A 20,936-nucleotide genomic window follows, 5' to 3' on the forward strand; every position below is an offset into this window, starting at 1 on the left:
AGTGGCTAGGAAGGACACCCCGCATCCATGAGCGCGTCGGGCGGTACCAAGGCGATCGTGGCGGCACTCGCCGCCAACCTCGCCATCGCTGTAGCCAAATTCGTGGCATTCCTCTTCAGCGGATCCTCGTCGATGCTCGCGGAAAGCGTCCACTCGCTGGCCGACTCCGGGAACCAGGGGCTGCTGCTCCTCGGCGGGAAGAAGGCCCAGCGCGAGGCGACGCCGCAGCACCCCTTCGGGTACGGGCGTGAGCGTTACATCTACGCCTTCCTCGTCTCCATCGTGCTCTTCACCGTCGGTGGCATGTTCGCCATCTACGAGGGCATCGAGAAGATCAACCACCCGCACGCCATCGAGGCCTGGTACTGGCCGGTCGGCGTCCTCGTCTTCGCGATCATCGCCGAGTCCTTCTCCTTCCGCACCGCGATCAAGGAGTCGAACGAGATCCGCGGCAAGCAGACCTGGACCCAGTTCGTCAGGCGGGCCAAGGCTCCCGAGCTGCCCGTCGTCCTCCTGGAGGACCTCGGTGCGCTCGTCGGTCTGTTCCTGGCCCTCGTGGGCGTCGGCCTCGCCCTGCTGACCGGCGACGGCATCTGGGACGGCATCGGCACGCTGTGCATCGGCATCCTGCTGATCATCATCGCGATCGTCCTGGCCGCGGAGACCAAGTCCCTGCTGCTCGGAGAGGCCGCGGGCACCGAAGAGATCGAGAAGATCACGGCCGCGCTCGTCGACGGGGACGTCGTCACCCGCGTGATCCACATGCGCACCCTGCACCTCGGCCCCGAGGAGCTGCTGGTCGCCGCCAAGATCGCCGTCGAGGGCAACGACACCGCGACCCAGGTGGCGGACGCGATCAACGCTGCCGAGGACCGCATCCGCGAGGCCGTCCCGATCGCCCGCGTGATCTACCTGGAGCCGGACATCTACCGCGCCGAGCGGTCCGACCCGGCCGCGACGCCGGGCACCACCCCGGCCTGACCGACGTACGAAGGCCCCCGCGAGCAGCAGCCCGCGGGGGCCTTCGGCCTATCCGACGTGCGGTGCACCCCAGACGGGATGCACCGGAACCGGCTTCCGCCGCCGCACCACCAGCCAGGCGATCCCGAGCCCCGCACCGACGAGCACGGTGGTCCCCCCGGCGAGGGACACCAGGGGGAAGCCGGCCATCACCAGGGGCTCTTCGTCGACGGAGACCCCGAGCACCGCCGTGACCGGAACCGTGCCTTCGTGGTGTGCCCTGCGGAAGCGGGAGTCCGCGGAGTTGCCGCGGTTGTCACCCAGGAGGAAGAGCCGCCCTTCCGGCACCGTGACTTCGAAGCTCACCCCACCGGCCCCGGGGGCTCCGCCGAGCACGTACGGCTCGTCGAGGGGCTGCCCGTTGAGGGTCAGGGTCTCGTCGCCCGCCGCGTAGGAGATGCGGTCGCCCCCCACCGCCACCACGCGTTCGATGTGGCGGTCCTCGTCACCCCAGGCCGACCCGTCGAAGAGCACGACGTCGCCCCGCCGGGGCTCGGTCCCGCCCGTCCGGAAGACGGCGGCCGACCCGGGCACGTAGGTGGGCCGCATGTGGTCGCTGGGCACGCGCGCCCCGGTGAGCTGAGTGGCTCCGTACGCGGCGCACCCGGCGGTCACCGGGACCCCGAACGCCAGCAGCACGAGCGCCGCGATCCCCAGCCCCCGCCCAGGTCTGTGTGCCATGAATCCGTTCCCCTCCCAGCAGTGCGTGTGGCCGGAAGGGTACGGTTCGGCCGGCTCGGCACAGCGGCCGGGTCCCGTACCCCGGGGGTACGGGACCCGGCCGCATGGCCGGACGGCGCCGGCCGGCGGGGGACCGGCTACTGGATCTCGCGCAGCACGTCCAGGACCGACGCCTCGTCGGGCGCGGCCTGGAGCCGCTCGCGGAACCCGCCGTCCATCAGCTTGCGCGACAGCAGCGCCAGGATCCGCAGGTGCTCGTCGCCCGCCGCGGCCTCCGGCACCGAGATCATGAAGACCAGCCGGGCCTTCGTGCCGTCCAGGGAGCCCCACTCGATGCCCTCGTCGGACCGGGCGAAGCCCACCGTGGGCCGGGCCACCGCGTCCGTCTTGGCGTGCGGGATCGCGATCGACTCGCCGAGACCGGTCGTGCCCTGCGCCTCCCGGGCCAGGGCGACCCGTACGAGCTCGTCCACGTCCCGGACGTTCCCGGTGGTCGCCAGCATCTGTGCCAACTCGCGGATCGCCGCCTCCTTGGAGTCAGCGGCCAGTTCCGTCTTCACGGTCCGCGCGGTCAGGTACCCGGAGAGCACCTCCGGCTCCGCGGCCGGGCCGGGGGAGACCGGCGCCGCCCGGTCGTCCCTGCGCTGCTTGATCCCGATGAGCGCGTTCGTGGCCAGTGCGGTGACGACGGTGCCCGCCGCGATCGCGACGAAGAACATGGCGACACCGCTCACGGCACCGAAGAGCGAGACGATCGGGCCGCCGTGCGGCACCGAGTTCTCGACCCCGGCCAGCCCCGCGATCGCACCGGCCACCGCACCGCCGAGCATGTTCGCGGGAATGACCTGGGCCGGCCGGGCGGCGGCGAACGGAATGGCACCCTCGGAGATGCCGAAGAAGCCCATGAACAGAGCGGCGATGCCCGTCTCCCGCTCCTGGGCGCTGTAGCTCCTGCGGCGCAGCAGCGTCGCCAGGCCCTGGCCGAGCGGCATGACCGGGATGGCGGCGGCGGCCATGCCCATGACCGCGTTGTTGGTGCCGATCAGGCCCACCGCCACGAGGAACGCGGTCTTGTTGACCGGTCCGCCCATGTCGAAGGCGATCATCAGGCCGATGACGGCGCCGAGCACGACCGCGCTGGAGCCGGTCATCCCGTTCAGCCAGCTGGTCAGGTGCGTGAACACCCAGGAGATGGGCTGCCCGATCACATAGATGTAGAACAGGCCGAGGGCGAGCGTCGAGACGATCGGGATCACGATGATCGGCATGATCGGCTGGACGAACTTGGGGACCTTGACCTTCTTGATCCAGATCACCAGATAGCCGGCCAGGAAGCCGGTCGCGATCGCGCCGAGGAAGCCCGCGTTGGCCTCCGCCTTGTAGATGGTCGTGGCATTGGCGGCCAGGAAACCGCCGATCATGCCGGGGACGAGCGCGGGCCGGTCACCGAGGGCGTAGGCGATGTATCCGGAGAAGATCGGCAGCATCAGCGTGAAGCCGAGGGTGCCCAGGGCGTTCACGTAGAACCAGAACGAACCCTCGTCGAACGTGATCCCCTCGGGCGTGGAGTGCCCGCCGAGCGCGATCGAGATGGCGAGCAGCAGACCGCCCACCACCACGAAGGGGATCATGTGCGAGACGCCGTTCATCAGCGCCTTGTACGCGGCGCTGCGCTCGTGGCCGCCCCCGCCCCTGCCCTCGCCGCCGCCGCTCCCGGCCGCCGCCGTGGCCTGCACGGGCGCGCCCTGCACGCGCTCGATCAGCTCCTCGGGCTTGTGGATACCGTCCGCGACACCGGTGGACAGCACCCGCTTGCCCGCGAAGCGCTCGCGGGCGACCTCCTTGTCGGCGGCGATGATGATGCCGTCCGCCTCTCTGACATCGTTGTCAGAGAGCACGTTCTCGGCCCCGATGGAGCCCTGGGTCTCCACCTTCATGTCGATGCCGAGGCGGTCGGCGGCCTGTTGCAGCTTCTCCGCGGCCATGTAGGTGTGCGCGATCCCCGTGGGACACGCGGTGACGGCGAGCAGCTTCAGGCGCTTCTGCCCGCTTGCGCCCCCGCCTGCGGGAGGGCCGGCCGGACTGGTCACCTGATTTCTCCCAGGAGGCCCCGGCCTTCAGGCCGGGGAGGAATGGGTCCTTGGTGTGGAGGCGCAGAGCGCCGGAGGTCGGTTCGCATCTGGTCTGGCCTGCTCTTTCGGTTGTTGTCAGTGGGCGGGGATAGGTTGTTGGGATGGCGGCGACAGCGATGGTGGGGGATGCCGGGCATGCCCGGTGGAGCTTCCGCGTCCGCGTGTCGTCTTCCGCGCTCGCCGCTCTGATGGCGGAGTGGGACCGGTGCCGGTGGATCTGGAACGAGTGCTGCGCGAAGTCGAAGCAGACGCATCTGTGGAACAAGGGCCGGCCCGAGGGGACGGACAAGCGGACCTGTGGCCCGGCGCAGCTCGACAAGATGTTGACCGAAGCCCGTACCAAGAACACCTGGCTTCGCGAAGGGTCCTCGGTTCCGCAGCAGCAGTCGATCCGGGATTTCGGGAAGTCCCGCGCCAAGGCGCAGAAGGACATCAAGGACCGGTTGCCGATGCGGCAGCGGGCCGGGATGCCGAAGTGGAAGAGGAAGCGGGAAGCGCTGCCGTCCCTCAACTACACCAAGCGCGGCTTTCGGCTGAAGGACGGCCGCCTGTACCTGGCGGGCGGTATCGCCCTGACCGTGGTGTGGTCGCGGAACCTCCCGGCCGACCCGTCCAGCGTGCGTGTCTATCAGGACAGTGTCGGGCACTGGTACTGCTCGTTCGTCGTCCCCGCCGAGGTCGAGCAGCTTCCGGAGACCGGCGCGGTGATCGGCGTGGACTGGGGCGTGAAGGAGACCGCGACCACCACCAGCGATGCCCACGACCTCCCGCACGTCGAGCACGGCAAGAAGGCCGCCGCCGGCCTCGCGCGCCATCAGCGGATGATGGCCCGGCGCAAGCCACCGAAGGGCAAGGCAGGGTCGAAGGGCTACCGGCACGCGAAACGGCAGACCGCGAAGCTGCACAAGAAGGTCGCCCGGCAGCGCCAGGACACTGGCCGCAAGTGGGCCAAGTCCGTAGTCCGCGATCACGACGCCGTGGCGGTCGAGGACTTCCGCCCGAAGTTCCTCGCCAAGACGACCATGGCCCGCAAGGCCGCCGACGCGGCCATCAGCGCCACCAAGACGGCCCTGATCGAGATGGGCCGCAAGCACGGACGGACCGTGCACCTGGTACACCCCGCGCACACCACCATGGACTGTGCGCAGTGCGGAGCGAGAACCAAGCACGCACTACCTCTCTCAGAACGAACCTACGCCTGCACCGCGTGCGGAGCCGTATCCCCCAGGGATAAGAACTCCGCCCGCGTGATGCTGGTCCGGGCTGGTCTCAACCCGGCTAGTGCTGATCGCGTAAGACCAATCGGGGCGCTGCCCCACCTGGCAGCGTGAGCTAGAAATCCCCGATCAGCCCTGGAGGGTGAGGAATCCTCTCCCTTCAGGGAGGGGAGGATTCAATGAAATCTCCTTCACGGCCGGGCCGGCAAGGGTCCTGCGAGATCGCGCAAGAGTTCCGATCCACCGGCATCCTGCCCCACGTCAAGGGCCGATCAAAAGTCCCAAAGGCCTCAAACCTGCCCGCCGTAGGGCCCGAAGCCAGGACACGCCCTAGACGAGTGAGTCCGAGGTGGCGCCTGCGGGGAGGCGTCAGGCACGCGCGTCTGCCGCGTTGTCGTCGGTCGCCGACTTCCCCAAGCTCTCGGCTTCGCTCGAGCCGGGGAGACCCCATTCGCGTCGACTCCCTCCTCCGCCTTGCAGCCACACGCGCCTGACGCCTCCCCGCCCGCCCTGCGGGCGGACGACGCCACCTCGGACTCACTCGTCCAGCGGCTCGGCCGACTGGGGCACGATCCGCCGATCGGTGTAGATTCGTCCTCAGTGTCAGGCGTCGCTGCTGATGGCGGTCGGGCGGTCCTCGTTGACCGGCCGAGGGGAGAGAGGGCTCCCGACGGACTGTGTGCTCCGCGCGTTCCTCCAGGCTGCGTCCGGACCGGACCCAGCCGAACGGCGCGCGGCCCAGCCGTACCCACCCTCTCGAACCCATGAGGAGCACCACCCATGGACTTCAAGGTCGCAGACCTTTCCCTTGCCGCCTTCGGCCGCAAGGAGATCACCCTCGCCGAGCACGAGATGCCCGGCCTGATGTCGATCCGCGCCGAGTACGCGGACGCGCAGCCCCTCGCCGGCGCCCGCATCACCGGCTCCCTGCACATGACCGTGCAGACGGCCGTGCTCATCGAGACCCTCGCCGCCCTCGGCGCCGACGTCCGCTGGGCCTCCTGCAACATCTTCTCCACCCAGGACCACGCGGCCGCCGCCATCGCGGTCGGCCCGAACGGTACCCCGGAGAACCCGCAGGGCGTCCCCGTCTTCGCCTGGAAGGGCGAGACGCTGGAGGAGTACTGGTGGTGCACGGAGCAGGCCCTGACCTGGCCGAACACCCCCACCGGCGGCCCGAACATGATCCTCGACGACGGTGGTGACGCCACCCTCCTCGTCCACAAGGGCGTCGAGTTCGAGAAGGCCGGCGAGGCCCCGGACCCGTCGACGGCGGACTCCGAGGAGTACGCGTACATCCTCACCCTGCTGAACCGCACCCTCGGAGAGAACCCGCAGAAGTGGACGCAGCTCGCGTCCGAGATCCGCGGCGTCACCGAGGAGACCACCACCGGTGTCCACCGCCTCTACGAGATGATGGCCGAGGGCAGCCTGCTCTTCCCGGCGATCAACGTGAACGACGCCGTCACCAAGTCGAAGTTCGACAACAAGTACGGCTGCCGCCACTCCCTGATCGACGGCATCAACCGCGCCACCGACGTCCTCATCGGCGGCAAGGTCGCGGTCGTCTGCGGCTACGGCGACGTCGGCAAGGGCTGCGCCGAGTCCCTGCGCGGCCAGGGCGCCCGCGTGATCGTCACCGAGATCGACCCCATCTGCGCCCTCCAGGCCGCGATGGACGGCTACCAGGTCGCCACCCTCGACGACGTCGTCGAGACCGCCGACATCTTCATCACGACCACCGGCAACAAGGACATCATCATGGCCGCCGACATGGCCAAGATGAAGCACCAGGCCATCGTCGGGAACATCGGCCACTTCGACAACGAGATCGACATGGCCGGCCTGGCCAAGATCGAGGGCATCGTCAAGGACGAGGTCAAGCCCCAGGTCCACACCTGGAAGTTCCCCGACGGCAAGGTCCTGATCGTCCTGTCCGAGGGCCGCCTGCTGAACCTGGGCAACGCCACCGGCCACCCCTCCTTCGTGATGTCGAACTCCTTCGCGGACCAGACCCTGGCCCAGATCGAGCTCTTCACGAAGCAGGCGGAGTACCCGACCGACGTCTACGTCCTCCCGAAGCACCTGGACGAGAAGGTCGCCCGCCTCCACCTCGACGCCCTCGGCGTCAGGCTCACCACCCTGCGCCCCGAGCAGGCCGAGTACATCGGCGTCAAGGTTGAGGGCCCGTACAAGGCGGACCACTACCGCTACTGATCGGCACCGATGGCCGATCAGCACTGATCGGCCGTCGATCAGCGGAAGCTCCAGCAGGCCCCCGGCGGACGTCGCCGGGGGCCTGCCCCTTCGGCGCCCCCGCGGGCGGTCGGCGGTACGTTGACGGCACCGCACTGCCCGGCAGTGCCCCGCCCGCCCGCCCACCCGACGAAACGTGCTCACCATGCCCCGCGGCCGCTACTCGCTCCATGACCCGCACGATCACACCCCCCTCGGGGAGGAGCACTTCCACTGCGCCCCCGGCCCCTCCGGCTGGCGCTACGTCTCCCAGCTCACCGCCCCGAACGGCGACCACCGAGGCTCCGTCGACCTCGCCGTCGACGAACTCGGCCGCCCCATCCGCCTCGAACTGAACGCCTCCAGCTGGCAGGTCCGCGGCGCCGCCATCGACGGCGTCACCTGGGTGCGCACCGACCCCACCGGCACCGAGGCCACCGAAGGCAACGTCCAGGCCCCCGGCTTCACCGGAACCTCCCCGGCCTTCCTCATCGCGACGGCCCGCCTGCTGCGCCTGACCCCCGGCGCACCCGCCACCCGCGTCCGGCTCCTCGCCCTCACCGACCCGGTCCTCGCCCCGCGCACGGTCGACCAGGCCTGGGCCCTGCTGGCGCGCGAGGAACACCCCACGGACAGCGGCCCGCTGCAGGTGGACGCGTACCAGGTCAGCGCCCTGGACACCGGCGAGGTCCACACGATCCACATCGCGGGCGACGTGGTCCTCTCGGCCCCGGGAATCGAACTCGAACACCTGGAGACCCCGCCCTCGACCTTCGAGGCGTAGCGCCGCCGACCGGGCAGACCTCAGGCGGGCGGTGCGAACCCGCCGCCACCCGGCGGCCGTACGGGCGCCACCTGCACGGGAGGCACCGCGACCGGCGCCGCCGCCTGCGGGGCGGCGTACGGAGCGACATGCGCAGTGGCGTGCGGGGCGACGTACTGGGCGACCTGCGGAGCCGGGGCCACGGGCGCGGCCTGCGCCGCGCCACCGCCGAAGGCACGGGCGGCGTCCCGCGACTGACGCTCGTGCACCACCGCCATCAGGTACGCGGCAGCGGGCACCCCCGGCGGCGGCGGAGTCCCCGTACGCGCCACCAGATCGTCCGCGAGCCGCACCGCCATCGCGGCGCCGACCTGCGGATCCAGCTGCCCCATGCGCGTCAGGTACTGCCGGATCGCCAGCCACAGCCCTTCCGGCACGGCCGACAGGTCCAGCCCGCCGAACCTCCCGGCCAGCCACGGCGGCGGCGGGGGCACCGGCATCACCCGGGCGCCCGGCACCCGCTCCCGGATGACCAGCGTCCCCCCGAAGACGTCCCCGAGCCGCCGCCCCCGCTCCGACACCAGCGAGGCGATGCACGCCACGGACCCGAAGGTGAGCAGGAGCTCCACGACCCCCATGGCCCCGCGCACCAGCGCGTGCCGGAACCGGATCGGCCCGCCGTCGTCCCGTACGACCCGCAGCCCGCAGGCGAGCTTGCCCAGCGAACGCCCGTGGGTCAGGGTCTCCACCGCGATCGGCACGCCGACCAGCACCAGCAGCACGGTGGCCACCGCCACGGCCGCCTGAGCGGCGAAGTCCAGCGAGGCCGTCGCCAGGGTCAGCCCGAACGAGACCGTCAGATATCCGGTGACGTACACCGCCGCGTCGAGCAGGAACGCCAGCGCCCGGCTCGGCAGCCTCGCCGGCCGCAGCCCCAGGACGACAGCGTCCCCCGTCACCAGATCGCTCACCGCAGCACCTTTCACGTGACCTGCCCCGCCCCATCGGCATCCAGTCTGCCAAGCTGACCACATCAGGAGTAGGCAGTAGCAGGGGACCTGGGGCAGGGGAGCGGTAACCGGATGGATCTCGACGTCTTCGTGGCGGCCCATCGTGCGGAATGGGACCGCCTGGAGCAGCTCCTGGGCCGAGGCCGCAAGCTCACCGGCGCCGAGGCCGACGAACTCGTCGAGCTCTACCAGCGCACCTCCACCCACCTCTCGCTCATCCAGTCCAGCGCCCCCGACCCCATGCTCACGGGCCGGCTCACCCAGCTGGTGGCCCGTGCCCGCGCCACGGTGACCGGGGTCCGCCGGGCCGGCTGGCGCGACGTGGTCCTCTTCTTCACCGTCGGCTTCCCGGCCGCCGTCTACCGCAGCCGCGCCTGGTGGATACCGACCGCGCTGCTCTCCACGGCGCTGGGCGTGCTCATCGGCTGGTGGATAGCCACGCATCCGGAGGTCCAGGGCGCCATCGCCGCCCCGGAGGAGCTGAAGGCCCTCACGAAGCCGGGCGGCGAGTACGAGACGTACTACTCCAGCCACCCCGCGGCCTCCTTCGCCGCCCAGGTCTGGACGAACAACGCCCAGGCGGCCGCGATCTGCCTGGTCCTGGGCGCGTTCCTGGGGCTCCCGGTGCTCTGGATCCTCTTCCTGAACATGGCCAACCTCGGCGTCGGCCTCGGCCTGATGGCCTCCGCCGGCCGCCTCGACGTCTTCCTCGGCCTGATCCTGCCGCACGGCCTGCTCGAACTGACGGCGGTCTTCGTCGCGGCCGGCACGGGCCTGCGCCTGGGCTGGACGGTCATCGACCCGGGCCCCCGCACCCGCCGCGAGGCCCTGGCGGAACGGGGCCGCGCCGCCCTCGGCATGGCCATCGGCCTCGCAGTGGTCCTGTTCGTCTCCGGCCTCATCGAAGGCTTCGTGACCCCGTCCGGCCTCCCCACCTGGGCCCGCGTCTCGATCGGCGTGGCCGCGGAGGTGGCCTTCCTGCTCTACGTCTACGTCCTGGGAGGCCGCGCCTCCCGCGCCGGCGAGGCCGGCGACGTGGAGGCCGCCGACCAGACGGCGACGCTGCCGACCGCGGCCTGATGTGCATCGGACCCTACTGACCTGCTAGTCTCCTCAGGTCCCGGAGCGGGTGTTGACATATCCGCGATGGGGAGGTAGATTCAAACGGTTGCCTCGAACTGGACAAGTTCGGCAGCGATGGTTTATGATCTCTCTCGTCCCCACATGGAATTGAATTCCAGCGGGGCGCAGTCGACTCCTTTTTCAGGAATCCGAAGCCCGGTAAATCCGGTGGAAAACTTCTGATAGAGTCGGACTCGCCGGAAAGGGAAACGCGAAAGCGGAAACCTGGAAAGCGAAACCCGCTTCGACCGGGAATCGGACACGAAAGAGTCTGATAGAGTCGGAAACGAAGAACGAAGCCCGGAGGAAAGCCCGAGAGGGTAAGTACAAAGGAAGCGTCCGTTCCTTGAGAACTCAACAGCGTGCCAAAAATCAACGCCAAAAGTTGATACCCCGTCCACTTCGGTGGATGAGGTTCCTTTGAAAAAGACCTGTGAGGCTTCCTTGTGGAGTGCTTGCAGGCAACAAACACAGCGAGGACGTTGTGGTCAGTCGGTCTTATTCCGACCAAGACTGGCCCGCTCTTTCGTGTGTGTGAACCCGATTACGGGTAAACATTCATGGAGAGTTTGATCCTGGCTCAGGACGAACGCTGGCGGCGTGCTTAACACATGCAAGTCGAACGATGAAGCCCTTCGGGGTGGATTAGTGGCGAACGGGTGAGTAACACGTGGGCAATCTGCCCTTCACTCTGGGACAAGCCCTGGAAACGGGGTCTAATACCGGATACCACTCCTGCCTGCATGGGCGGGGGTTGAAAGCTCCGGCGGTGAAGGATGAGCCCGCGGCCTATCAGCTTGTTGGTGGGGTAATGGCCCACCAAGGCGACGACGGGTAGCCGGCCTGAGAGGGCGACCGGCCACACTGGGACTGAGACACGGCCCAGACTCCTACGGGAGGCAGCAGTGGGGAATATTGCACAATGGGCGAAAGCCTGATGCAGCGACGCCGCGTGAGGGATGACGGCCTTCGGGTTGTAAACCTCTTTCAGCAGGGAAGAAGCGAAAGTGACGGTACCTGCAGAAGAAGCGCCGGCTAACTACGTGCCAGCAGCCGCGGTAATACGTAGGGCGCAAGCGTTGTCCGGAATTATTGGGCGTAAAGAGCTCGTAGGCGGCTTGTCACGTCGGATGTGAAAGCCCGAGGCTTAACCTCGGGTCTGCATTCGATACGGGCTAGCTAGAGTGTGGTAGGGGAGATCGGAATTCCTGGTGTAGCGGTGAAATGCGCAGATATCAGGAGGAACACCGGTGGCGAAGGCGGATCTCTGGGCCATTACTGACGCTGAGGAGCGAAAGCGTGGGGAGCGAACAGGATTAGATACCCTGGTAGTCCACGCCGTAAACGTTGGGAACTAGGTGTTGGCGACATTCCACGTCGTCGGTGCCGCAGCTAACGCATTAAGTTCCCCGCCTGGGGAGTACGGCCGCAAGGCTAAAACTCAAAGGAATTGACGGGGGCCCGCACAAGCAGCGGAGCATGTGGCTTAATTCGACGCAACGCGAAGAACCTTACCAAGGCTTGACATATACCGGAAAGCATTAGAGATAGTGCCCCCCTTGTGGTCGGTATACAGGTGGTGCATGGCTGTCGTCAGCTCGTGTCGTGAGATGTTGGGTTAAGTCCCGCAACGAGCGCAACCCTTGTCCTGTGTTGCCAGCATGCCCTTCGGGGTGATGGGGACTCACAGGAGACCGCCGGGGTCAACTCGGAGGAAGGTGGGGACGACGTCAAGTCATCATGCCCCTTATGTCTTGGGCTGCACACGTGCTACAATGGCCGGTACAATGAGCTGCGATACCGTGAGGTGGAGCGAATCTCAAAAAGCCGGTCTCAGTTCGGATTGGGGTCTGCAACTCGACCCCATGAAGTCGGAGTTGCTAGTAATCGCAGATCAGCATTGCTGCGGTGAATACGTTCCCGGGCCTTGTACACACCGCCCGTCACGTCACGAAAGTCGGTAACACCCGAAGCCGGTGGCCCAACCCGTAAGGGAGGGAGCTGTCGAAGGTGGGACTGGCGATTGGGACGAAGTCGTAACAAGGTAGCCGTACCGGAAGGTGCGGCTGGATCACCTCCTTTCTAAGGAGCACAGTACCGATTGCAGACAAATGTTCTGCACGGTCAGCTCATGGGTGGAACGTTGATTATTTGGCGCCAGACGATCTGATGGTTCTCGAGTACTGCTTCGGCGTGGAAAGAGAGTTCGGAGGACGGCTGGTGCCTGGCACGTTGTTGGGTATCTGAAGGTACGGCCGTAAAGGTCTTATCTTCGCGATGCCGGCCCCAGTGCACTCATCAGCTTGTCTGGTGGGGTGATGGGTGGCTGGTCGTTGCTTGAGAACTACACAGTGGACGCGAGCATCTGTGGCCAAGTTTTTAAGGGCACACGGTGGATGCCTTGGCACCAGGAACCGATGAAGGACGTGAGAGGCCGCGATAGGCCCCGGGGAGCTGCCAACTGAGCTTTGATCCGGGGGTGTCCGAATGGGGAAACCCGGCAGTCGTCATGGGCTGTCACCCACTGCTGAACACATAGGCAGTGTGGAGGGAACGAGGGGAAGTGAAACATCTCAGTACCCTCAGGAAGAGAAAACAACCGTGATTCCGGGAGTAGTGGCGAGCGAAACCGGATGAGGCCAAACCGTATGCGTGTGATACCCGGCAGGGGTTGCGCATGCGGGGTTGTGGGAATTCTTTTGATCGGTCTGCCGGCCGGTCGGCGAGTCAGAAACCGTTGATGTAGTCGAAGGACATGCGAAAGGTCCGGCGTAGAGGGTAAGACCCCCGTAGACGAAACATCAGCGGCTTGCTTAAGAATCTCCCAAGTAGCACGGGGCCCGAGAAATCCCGTGTGAATCTGGCGGGACCACCCGCTAAGCCTAAATATTCCCTGGTGACCGATAGCGGATAGTACCGTGAGGGAATGGTGAAAAGTACCGCGGGAGCGGAGTGAAATAGTACCTGAAACCGTGTGCCTACAAGCCGTGGGAGCGTCGCTCATTGGGTTTACCCAATGGGTCGTGACTGCGTGCCTTTTGAAGAATGAGCCTGCGAGTTAGCGGTGTGTAGCGAGGTTAACCCGTGTGGGGAAGCCGTAGCGAAAGCGAGTCCGAATAGGGCGATTGAGTTGCACGCTCTAGACCCGAAGCGGAGTGATCTAGCCATGGGCAGGTTGAAGCGGAGGTAAGACTTCGTGGAGGACCGAACCCACCAGGGTTGAAAACCTGGGGGATGACCTGTGGTTAGGGGTGAAAGGCCAATCAAACTCCGTGATAGCTGGTTCTCCCCGAAATGCATTTAGGTGCAGCGTCGTGTGTTTCTTGCCGGAGGTAGAGCACTGGATAGGCGATGGGCCCTACCGGGTTACTGACCTTAGCCAAACTCCGAATGCCGGTAAGTGAGAGCACGGCAGTGAGACTGTGGGGGATAAGCTCCATGGTCGAGAGGGAAACAGCCCAGAGCATCGACTAAGGCCCCTAAGCGTACGCTAAGTGGGAAAGGATGTGGAGTCGCAGAGACAACCAGGAGGTTGGCTTAGAAGCAGCCACCCTTGAAAGAGTGCGTAATAGCTCACTGGTCAAGTGATTCCGCGCCGACAATGTAGCGGGGCTCAAGCGTACCGCCGAAGTCGTGTCATTGCAGCAATAGGGCCAACGCCCGCTGTGATGGGTAGGGGAGCGTCGTGTGCCGGGTGAAGCAGCAGCGGAAGCTAGTTGTGGACGGTTCACGAGTGAGAATGCAGGCATGAGTAGCGATACACACGTGAGAAACGTGTGCGCCGATTGACTAAGGGTTCCTGGGTCAAGCTGATCTGCCCAGGGTAAGTCGGGACCTAAGGCGAGGCCGACAGGCGTAGTCGATGGACAACCGGTTGATATTCCGGTACCCGCTTTGAAACGCCCAATATCGAATCCTCTAATGCTAAGGCCGTGAAGCCGTTCCGGACCCTTCGGGGAAAGGAAAGTGGTGGAGCCGCCGATCCAAGGTGGTAGTAGGTAAGCGATGGGGTGACGCAGGAAGGTAGTCCAGCCCGGGCGGTGGTAGTCCCGGGGTAAGGGTGTAGGCCGAGGGGTAGGCAAATCCGTCCCTCATTAAGGCTGAGACCTGATGCCGAGCCGATTGTGGTGAAGTGGATGATCCTATGCTGTCGAGAAAAGCCTCTAGCGAGTTTCATGGCGGCCCGTACCCTAAACCGACTCAGGTGGTCAGGTAGAGAATACCGAGGCGTTCGGGTGAACTATGGTTAAGGAACTCGGCAAAATGCCCCCGTAACTTCGGGAGAAGGGGGGCCATCACTGGTGAGAGGACTTGCTCCTTGAGCTGGGGGTGGCCGCAGAGACCAGCGAGAAGCGACTGTTTACTAAAAACACAGGTCCGTGCGAAGCCGTAAGGCGATGTATACGGACTGACGCCTGCCCGGTGCTGGAACGTTAAGGGGACCGGTTAGTCACATTTCGGTGTGGCGAAGCTGAGAACTTAAGCGCCAGTAAACGGCGGTGGTAACTATAACCATCCTAAGGTAGCGAAATTCCTTGTCGGGTAAGTTCCGACCTGCACGAATGGCGTAACGACTTCTCGACTGTCTCAACCATAGGCCCGGTGAAATTGCACTACGAGTAAAGATGCTCGTTTCGCGCAGCAGGACGGAAAGACCCCGGGACCTTTACTATAGTTTGATATTGGTGTTCGGTTCGGCTTGTGTAGGATAGGTGGGAGACTTTGAAGCAGCCACGCCAGTGGTTGTGGAGTCGCCGTTGAAATACCACTCTGGTCGTGCTGGATGTCTAACCTCGGTCCGTGATCCGGATCAGGGACAGTGTCTGATGGGTAGTTTAACTGGGGCGGTTGCCTCCCAAAGGGTAACGGAGGCGCCCAAAGGTTCCCTCAGCCTGGTTGGCAATCAGGTGTTGAGTGTAAGTGCACAAGGGAGCTTGACTGTGAGACCGACGGGTCGAGCAGGGACGAAAGTCGGGACTAGTGATCCGGCGGTGGCTTGTGGAAGCGCCGTCGCTCAACGGATAAAAGGTACCCCGGGGATAACAGGCTGATCTTCCCCAAGAGTCCATATCGACGGGATGGTTTGGCACCTCGATGTCGGCTCGTCGCATCCTGGGGCTGGAGTCGGTCCCAAGGGTTGGGCTGTTCGCCCATTAAAGCGGTACGCGAGCTGGGTTTAGAACGTCGTGAGACAGTTCGGTCCCTATCCGCTGTGCGCGTAGGAATATTGAGAAGGGCTGTCCCTAGTACGAGAGGACCGGGACGGACGAACCTCTGGTGTGCCAGTTGTCCTGCCAAGGGCATGGCTGGTTGGCTACGTTCGGGAGGGATAACCGCTGAAAGCATCTAAGCGGGAAGCCTGCTTCAAGATGAGTATTCCCACCTCCTTGAGAGGGTAAGGCTCCCAGTAGACGACTGGGTTGATAGGCCAGATGTGGAAGCCCGGTAACGGGTGAAGCTGACTGGTACTAATAGGCCGAGGGCTTGTCCTCAGTTGCTCGCGTCCACTGTGTTAGTTCTGAAGTAACGAACCGTGTCCATGCCCGGTTGGTTAACTTCATAGTGTTTCGGTGGTCATAGCGTTAGGGAAACGCCCGGTTACATTCCGAACCCGGAAGCTAAGCCTTTCAGCGCCGATGGTACTGCAGGGGGGACCCTGTGGGAGAGTAGGACGCCGCCGAACAATCATTGCGGAAGCCCCGCACCAAACCCTTACGGGTTCGGTGCGGGGCTTTTCTGCGTTCCGGGCCAGTTCGCGGCCCGCGCCGCGTGGTGTGACTCTTGGGCTTCACCAGTCGGCGGGATAGCTTTTGAGGGTGCTCGTTTCGAGCGTCCAGCGGCCGGCGACGACAGTGTCCCCGAAGGCGTAAGGGACCGCCTTGCGGAAGCGGATGCCGTCGGGACCTGCTGAGGGGTCGCTGTGTACGGTGACGGTCTTCTTGTCCTTACGGGGGTCTACCACGACATACAGCGGGACCCCCATCCTCGGGTAGTCGTGCAGCTTGTCGCGGATGTCAGTGAGCGAGTTCGTGCGGGAGACGACTTCCACCACCATGAGGACATCGCGGGAGTTGACGACCTTGGCCGTGTCGTCGGTGTCCTCTTCCGCGATGACCATGAGATCGGGGACCTTGGTCAGAGCCGGTCTGGGGATCGCCCATGTTCGTGTCGTTGAGGGCCATGACCTCTGGCGTCTGGGCTTCGATCTGGCGGCGTAGCCGCACCACGTTGAGCCCGTGGGGAGCCGTGGGGTTCATCATCGTGAGGAAGATCTGACCATCGGTCGTCTGTACCTTCCACGAGTCCTCCTGATGCTCGGCCAGCTCCGCGAGCTGCTCCGCGAAGTCGTGCATGCGGTGCATCTGCTCGGGGGTGAGGTCGGCCATGGTGTCCTCCTGTGGGTGTCCGACCAGCGTATCCAGCCCGGCACGGTGACGCCCCCAGCTCATTGGGGCGGCTACAGGCGGCCGGCGGCCTTCAGGGCGAGGTAGGCGTCGGCCAGGGCCGGGGCCAGGGTGTCCGGGGTGGCGTCGACGACGTGGACGCCGTGGCGGGTGAGCTGGTCCGCGGTGCGGCGGCGTTCCGTCTGGGCCTGGGTGCCGGCGGCGGCTTCGTAGACCGCGTCCACACTGCCGCGAGATGTTGTCATGTCAGCGACGTGCGGGTCGGCCACGGAGGCCACCAGGACCGTGTGGCGCTGGGTGAGGCGCGGGAGGACGGGGAGCAGGCCCTCTTCGATGGGGGCCTTGTCCAGGCTCGTCAGGAGGACGACCAGGGAGCGGCGCGGGACGCTGCGCAGGATGGTGGACACCAGCGTGCGGGAGTCCGTCTCGACCAGTTCCGGTTCCAGCGGGGCCATCGCGTTCACGAAGGACGGCAGGACGTCGGCGGCGGGGCGGGCCTGGACCTGGGCGCGGGGGCGGCGGTCGTGGGCCAGCAGGTCCACGCGGTCGCCTGCGCGGGTGGCGAGGGCGGCCAGCAGCAGGGCCGCGTCCATCGCGGAGTCCAGGCGGGGGGCGTCGCCGACGCGGCCCGCCGAGGTGCGGCCGGTGTCGAGGCAGATCAGGATGTGCCGGTCGCGTTCGGGGCGCCAGGTGCGGACGGCCACCTTGTTCTGGCGGGCCGTGGCACGCCAGTCGATGGAGCGGGTGTCGTCGCCGGGGACGTAGTCGCGGAGGCTGTCGAACTCGGTGCCCTCACCACGCGTCAGGAGGCTGGTACGGCCGTCCAGTTCGCGCAGCCGGGCGAGCCGGGAGGGCAGGTGCTTGCGGCTGGTGAAGGGGGGCAGGACGCGGACCGTCCAGGGGACGACGTGGGTGCCCTGACGGGCCGACAGGCCCAGCGGGCCGTACGAGCGGATCGTGACGCGGTCGGCCGTGCGGTCGCCGCGGCGGGTGGGCCGCAGACGGGTGGTCAGGCGGCGGCGCTCGCCCGCCGGGACGGTGAGCTCGTGGCGGGAGGCCGCGATCTCCGTGCCGGGCAGCCAGCTGCTCGGGGGCCAGGCGTCGCGGACGCGGGCGCGCAGTTTGCGGCCGCTCGGGTTGGTCACCGTGAGGTGGACGTCCGCGGTCTCGCCCAGGCGGACCGAGGTGTCGCCGGAGCGGGTCAGGCCGAGGGTGCGGACCGGCGCCGCGAGGGCGTGGTCGATCGCGCAGGCCAGCGCGAGCGAGCCGTTGAGCGCGATGATCCCCGCCCAGCTCGGTTCGAGGATGCCGACGGGGATGCTGCCGAGGGCCGCCAGCAGGGCGGTGCGTCCGGTGAGGGCCATCAGCGCGGGACGGGGACGTGGGAGAGGATCGCGGTGATGACGGCGTCGGCCTTGACTCCCTCCATCTCCGCTTCCGGGCGCAGCTGGACGCGGTGGCGGAGGGTGGGCAGGGCGAGGGCCTTGACGTCGTCGGGGGTGACGTAGTCGCGGCCGGTGAGCCAGGCCCAGGCGCGGGCGGTGGCGAGCAGGGCGGTCGCGCCGCGGGGGGAGACGCCGAGGGTGAGGGACGGCGATTCGCGGGTGGCGCGGCAGACGTCGACGACGTAGCCGGCGATCTCGGGGGAGACAGAGACCTTGGCGACGGCCTCCCGTGCGGCTTCGAGCTGCTCCGGGCCGGCGACCGGGCGGACGCCCGCGGCGTGCAGGTCGCGGGGGTCGAAGCCGGCGGCGTGCCGGGTCAGGACGCCGATCTCGTCCTCGCGGGAGGGCAGCGGCACGGTGAGCTTGAGCAGGAAGCGGTCCAGCTGGGCTTCCGGGAGGGGATAGGTGCCCTCGTACTCGAGCGGGTTCATGGTGGCGGCGACGAGGAAGGGCTCGGGGAGCGGGCGGAGGGTGCCGTCGACGGTGACCTGGCGCTCCTCCATCGCTTCGAGGAGGGAGGACTGGGTCTTGGGAGGGGTCCGGTTGATCTCGTCCGCGAGGAGGAGGTTGGTGAAGACCGGGCCGTTCTGGAAGGAGAACTCGGCGGTGCGGGCGTCGTAGACGAGCGAGCCGGTGACGTCGCTGGGCATCAGGTCGGGGGTGAACTGGACGCGCTTGGTGTCGAGTTCGAGGGAGGCGGCGAGGGCCCGCACGAGGAGGGTCTTCGCGACGCCGGGGACGCCTTCGAGGAGGACGTGGCCGCGGCACAGGAGTGCGACGACGAGACCGGTGACGGCGGAGTCCTGACCGACCACGGCCTTGCCGATCTCGGTGCGGAGCGCTTCGAGGGAAGCGCGGGCGCTGTCCGCGGCGGCGGACTCGGTGGCCGGGTACGTCATGACGTGCGGACCTCTCTTTCGAGGGCGTCGAGGTGGTCGGCGAGCGCGACGAGTGCCGCGTCGTCGGAAGGAGTGGGGCCGAAGAGGAGGGTGGTCACGTCCCGGGATCCGTCCGTGAGGCGGGCGGAGACGGAGGGGACCAGTGCCGAGGGGTCGTGGGCCTGGGAGTGCGGTACGCCGACCAGTGCGGCCAGGCGTTCGCGGGTGGCGGCGCGCAGCACGGTGGCGGCGCGGTCGCGGGCTCCGGCCTTGCGGTAGAGGCGGGCGCGGCCCTCGGTGGCCTCGGAGGCGCGGATGGCGACGGGCAGTTGCTCCGTGACGAGGGGGCCGTGGCGGCGGCCGCGCCAGAGGGCGGCGAGGGCGGCGGCGACGAACAGCTGGAGCAGGGCCCAGGACCAGCCGGCGGGGATGAGGTCGAAGAGGGTCTTGTCCTCGTCGGCGGCGCCGGCGTCCGGGTCGGTGTCGGCGAGGGAGGGCAGGTACCAGACGAGGTCCGGGCGGGAGCCGAGGAGCTGGAGGGCGAGGGAGGCGTTGCCCTCCTTCGCGAGGGTCTCGTTGAGGAGGATTGCCTCGGAGCCGAGGATGACGGTGTCGCCGCCGGTGGTGCCGGTGGGCAGGACGAGGAGGGTGGGGTGGCCGCCGCTGGGGTAGCAGGCGGTGGCCCCGGGGAGGGTGGTGCTGTACCGCAGGCCGGTGCCGGTGGTGGCGTGGCCGGCCGTGGTGGCGGCGGGCAGGGCGCAGGCGGGGGCGAGGTCGTCGGCGCCGAAGCCGTTCTCGGTGCGTACGCCGGGGGCCAGGCCGGGCAGGCTCAGGCCGTCCGGGCCGAGGAGGACCGTACGGCCGCCGGAGAGGTCCATGGCGGAGCGGACGGTCCGGAGCTGGGCTTCGCCGAGCAGGGCGGGATCGGTGACCAGGAGGGTGGAGTCCGGGCCGGAGGCGGCCGCGGCTTCGCGGGCGGTGGTGACGACGCGGGTGGTGACTCCGCGCTCCTTGAGGAGCTCGGCGACGGCCCGGCTGCCGGTGGGGTCGGCGGAGCGGGGGTCGAGGTAGCCGTGCCGGGTGCCGCTGTCGAGGGCGGCGAGGGCGACTGCGGAGGCGAGGAGGAAGGCGAGGACGGCCAGGACGGCGCGGGCCCGGCGCCAGAGCGTCGCGCCGCTGAGGGCGGTGGAGGTGGTGGCGGGGGCCGGTGCGGGGGCTGCCGTGGGGAGGGTTGCCTGCGGGGCGGGAGCGGCCTGGGTGGTGGGGGGCGCGGCGGCCGGGTCCGGGTGCTGTGCGCCCCGGGTGGGGTGGCCGGAGGAGCCCGGGGGCGGGGTGGGGCCGGTCATGCGGTGGGTCCCGTCAGGAGCGGCTTGGCGCGGTCCAGGGTGAGGTCGAGGGCGCGCAGCCGGTCGTAGGTCTCGGGGTCGCCGGTGCGGCCGCCGTAGGTGACGTCGTCGAAGGCGCGGGCGGCGGCTCGCAGGTCCCCCGCGTGGTCGGGGAGGGACACGGCGGCTTCGGCCGCCGCCTCGTCGGCGGTGCGGCCGGGGCGGGGGTCGAGGAGGGTGCGTTCCTCCAGGGAGCGGACGACGGCGCGCATGCGTTCCTGGACGGCTTCGGTCCAGCGGCCGGCGGCGGCGTGGGCGTCGGCGGCCCTGCGGTGGTCGGCGGCGCTGCGGATCCCGTCGTCGAAGAGGGTGCCCGTGTCGCTGGTGGGCCGGCGGGGCGAGCCGAGGCGCCACCACAGGGCGGCGATGGCCAGCACGACGAGGACGAGGATCACGAGGAGGCCGACCGTGCCGCCGGGGGTTGCCCCGGAGGCACGGTCGAAGAGTCCGCCGACCCAGTCCCAGAAGCGGTCCAGGGCGCGGTCCAGCAGGCTCGGGTCGTTCTGGTGGTACAGCCGCTTCGACAGTTCCTGCTCGGCCGCCTCCCGGGCGGGGTCGCGCGGTGTCGTCACCGGTGGTGTCTCCGCGCGCGGCAGCGGCGCCGCGGCGCGGTTGATGAGGCCCCCCGTACTCATCATCGGTGC

Annotated in this window: 12 protein-coding genes, 3 rRNA genes and 1 pseudogene; 8 read left to right on the plus strand and 8 right to left on the minus strand. The window is 67.6% G+C overall.

What is annotated here, in order from left to right:
- Positions 1–27 precede the first annotated feature (27 nt).
- Positions 28–981: a cation diffusion facilitator family transporter gene (locus tag OG447_RS11470; protein WP_266936384.1), complete on the plus strand. Its 954-nt coding sequence runs from the start codon at positions 28–30 to the stop codon at positions 979–981.
- A 48-nt stretch (positions 982–1,029) separates the two neighbouring features.
- On the opposite strand, the gene lepB is transcribed toward OG447_RS11470, so the two are convergent.
- Together lepB and OG447_RS11480 are read right to left on the minus strand one after the other, a co-directional pair.
- Positions 1,030–1,701: a signal peptidase I gene (lepB, locus tag OG447_RS11475; protein ID WP_266936385.1), complete on the minus strand. Its 672-nt coding sequence runs from the start codon at positions 1,699–1,701 to the stop codon at positions 1,030–1,032.
- 137 nt (positions 1,702–1,838) lie between these two features.
- On the minus strand, positions 1,839–3,791 hold the full coding sequence (locus OG447_RS11480; protein WP_323181752.1) for a fructose-specific PTS transporter subunit EIIC: 1,953 nt from the start codon (positions 3,789–3,791) through the stop codon (positions 1,839–1,841).
- Positions 3,792–3,934: 143 nt separating this feature from the next.
- Between OG447_RS11480 and OG447_RS11485 the strand changes: the two genes are divergently transcribed.
- The 3 genes from OG447_RS11485 to OG447_RS11495 all read left to right on the plus strand — a co-directional run bounded on the left by OG447_RS11485 (position 3,935) and on the right by OG447_RS11495 (position 8,069).
- Positions 3,935–5,164, plus strand: coding sequence for a transposase (locus OG447_RS11485; RefSeq protein ID WP_266936386.1), 1,230 nt, complete (start codon positions 3,935–3,937; stop codon positions 5,162–5,164).
- A 666-nt stretch (positions 5,165–5,830) separates the two neighbouring features.
- Positions 5,831–7,267 (plus strand): adenosylhomocysteinase, encoded by a 1,437-nt coding sequence (ahcY, locus tag OG447_RS11490; RefSeq protein WP_266936387.1) that lies wholly within the window; start codon positions 5,831–5,833, stop codon positions 7,265–7,267.
- A 184-nt stretch (positions 7,268–7,451) separates the two neighbouring features.
- Positions 7,452–8,069, plus strand: coding sequence for a hypothetical protein (locus tag OG447_RS11495; RefSeq protein WP_266938838.1), 618 nt, complete (start codon positions 7,452–7,454; stop codon positions 8,067–8,069).
- Positions 8,070–8,089: 20 nt separating this feature from the next.
- Here the strand turns inward: OG447_RS11495 and OG447_RS11500 are convergent, their stop codons facing one another.
- Positions 8,090–9,019: an RDD family protein gene (locus OG447_RS11500; protein WP_266936388.1), complete on the minus strand. Its 930-nt coding sequence runs from the start codon at positions 9,017–9,019 to the stop codon at positions 8,090–8,092.
- 111 nt (positions 9,020–9,130) lie between these two features.
- Here OG447_RS11500 and OG447_RS11505 point away from each other — a divergent pair, with 111 nt between their 5' ends.
- The 4 genes from OG447_RS11505 (at position 9,131) to rrf (ending at position 15,863) form a co-directional block, all read left to right on the plus strand.
- Positions 9,131–10,138: a stage II sporulation protein M gene (locus OG447_RS11505; protein WP_266936389.1), complete on the plus strand. Its 1,008-nt coding sequence runs from the start codon at positions 9,131–9,133 to the stop codon at positions 10,136–10,138.
- 599 nt (positions 10,139–10,737) lie between these two features.
- Positions 10,738–12,262 (plus strand): 16S ribosomal RNA (locus tag OG447_RS11510).
- Positions 12,263–12,549: 287 nt separating this feature from the next.
- A 23S ribosomal RNA gene (locus OG447_RS11515) occupies positions 12,550–15,672 on the plus strand.
- A 74-nt stretch (positions 15,673–15,746) separates the two neighbouring features.
- A 5S ribosomal RNA gene (gene rrf / locus OG447_RS11520) occupies positions 15,747–15,863 on the plus strand.
- The 16S, 23S and 5S rRNA genes sit together here, the layout of an rRNA operon.
- A 105-nt stretch (positions 15,864–15,968) precedes the next feature.
- Here rrf and OG447_RS11525 read toward each other — a convergent pair.
- The 5 genes and pseudogenes from OG447_RS11525 to OG447_RS11545 form a co-directional block, all read right to left on the minus strand.
- Positions 15,969–16,349, minus strand: a pseudogene (locus OG447_RS11525) (Uma2 family endonuclease); the annotation flags it as partial.
- A 288-nt stretch (positions 16,350–16,637) separates the two neighbouring features.
- Positions 16,638–17,948, minus strand: a complete 1,311-nt coding sequence (locus OG447_RS11530) for a DUF58 domain-containing protein (protein ID WP_266936390.1) — start codon at positions 17,946–17,948, stop codon at positions 16,638–16,640.
- Positions 17,948–18,928, minus strand: a complete 981-nt coding sequence (locus OG447_RS11535) for a MoxR family ATPase (RefSeq protein ID WP_266936391.1) — start codon at positions 18,926–18,928, stop codon at positions 17,948–17,950. Before OG447_RS11535 ends, OG447_RS11530 begins: the two co-directional genes overlap by 1 nt.
- A complete protein-coding gene (locus tag OG447_RS11540) occupies positions 18,925–20,253 on the minus strand; it encodes a DUF4350 domain-containing protein (protein WP_266936392.1) in 1,329 nt (442 codons plus the stop codon). The genes OG447_RS11535 and OG447_RS11540 overlap by 4 nt, the downstream gene beginning before the upstream one ends.
- Positions 20,250–20,927 (minus strand): DUF4129 domain-containing protein, encoded by a 678-nt coding sequence (locus OG447_RS11545; protein WP_266938839.1) that lies wholly within the window; start codon positions 20,925–20,927, stop codon positions 20,250–20,252. Before OG447_RS11545 ends, OG447_RS11540 begins: the two co-directional genes overlap by 4 nt.
- Positions 20,928–20,936 lie beyond the last annotated feature (9 nt).

The sequence above is a fragment of the Streptomyces sp. NBC_01408 genome (assembly GCF_026340255.1).
In the GTDB taxonomy this organism is placed as follows: domain Bacteria; phylum Actinomycetota; class Actinomycetes; order Streptomycetales; family Streptomycetaceae; genus Streptomyces.

Excerpts from the sequence above, each read along its gene's own strand:
- OG447_RS11470 (WP_266936384.1), top strand. The coding sequence starts at position 28 with ATGAGCGCGTCGGGCGGTACCAAGGCGATCGTGGCGGCACTCGCCGCC.
- lepB (WP_266936385.1), bottom strand. The coding sequence starts at position 1,701 with ATGGCACACAGACCTGGGCGGGGGCTGGGGATCGCGGCGCTCGTGCTG.
- OG447_RS11485 (WP_266936386.1), top strand. The coding sequence starts at position 3,935 with ATGGCGGCGACAGCGATGGTGGGGGATGCCGGGCATGCCCGGTGGAGC.
- ahcY (WP_266936387.1), top strand. The coding sequence starts at position 5,831 with ATGGACTTCAAGGTCGCAGACCTTTCCCTTGCCGCCTTCGGCCGCAAG.
- OG447_RS11495 (WP_266938838.1), top strand. The coding sequence starts at position 7,452 with ATGCCCCGCGGCCGCTACTCGCTCCATGACCCGCACGATCACACCCCC.
- OG447_RS11505 (WP_266936389.1), top strand. The coding sequence starts at position 9,131 with ATGGATCTCGACGTCTTCGTGGCGGCCCATCGTGCGGAATGGGACCGC.
- OG447_RS11530 (WP_266936390.1), bottom strand. The coding sequence starts at position 17,948 with ATGGCCCTCACCGGACGCACCGCCCTGCTGGCGGCCCTCGGCAGCATC.
- OG447_RS11535 (WP_266936391.1), bottom strand. The coding sequence starts at position 18,928 with ATGACGTACCCGGCCACCGAGTCCGCCGCCGCGGACAGCGCCCGCGCT.
- OG447_RS11540 (WP_266936392.1), bottom strand. The coding sequence starts at position 20,253 with ATGACCGGCCCCACCCCGCCCCCGGGCTCCTCCGGCCACCCCACCCGG.
- OG447_RS11545 (WP_266938839.1), bottom strand. The coding sequence starts at position 20,927 with ATGAGTACGGGGGGCCTCATCAACCGCGCCGCGGCGCCGCTGCCGCGC.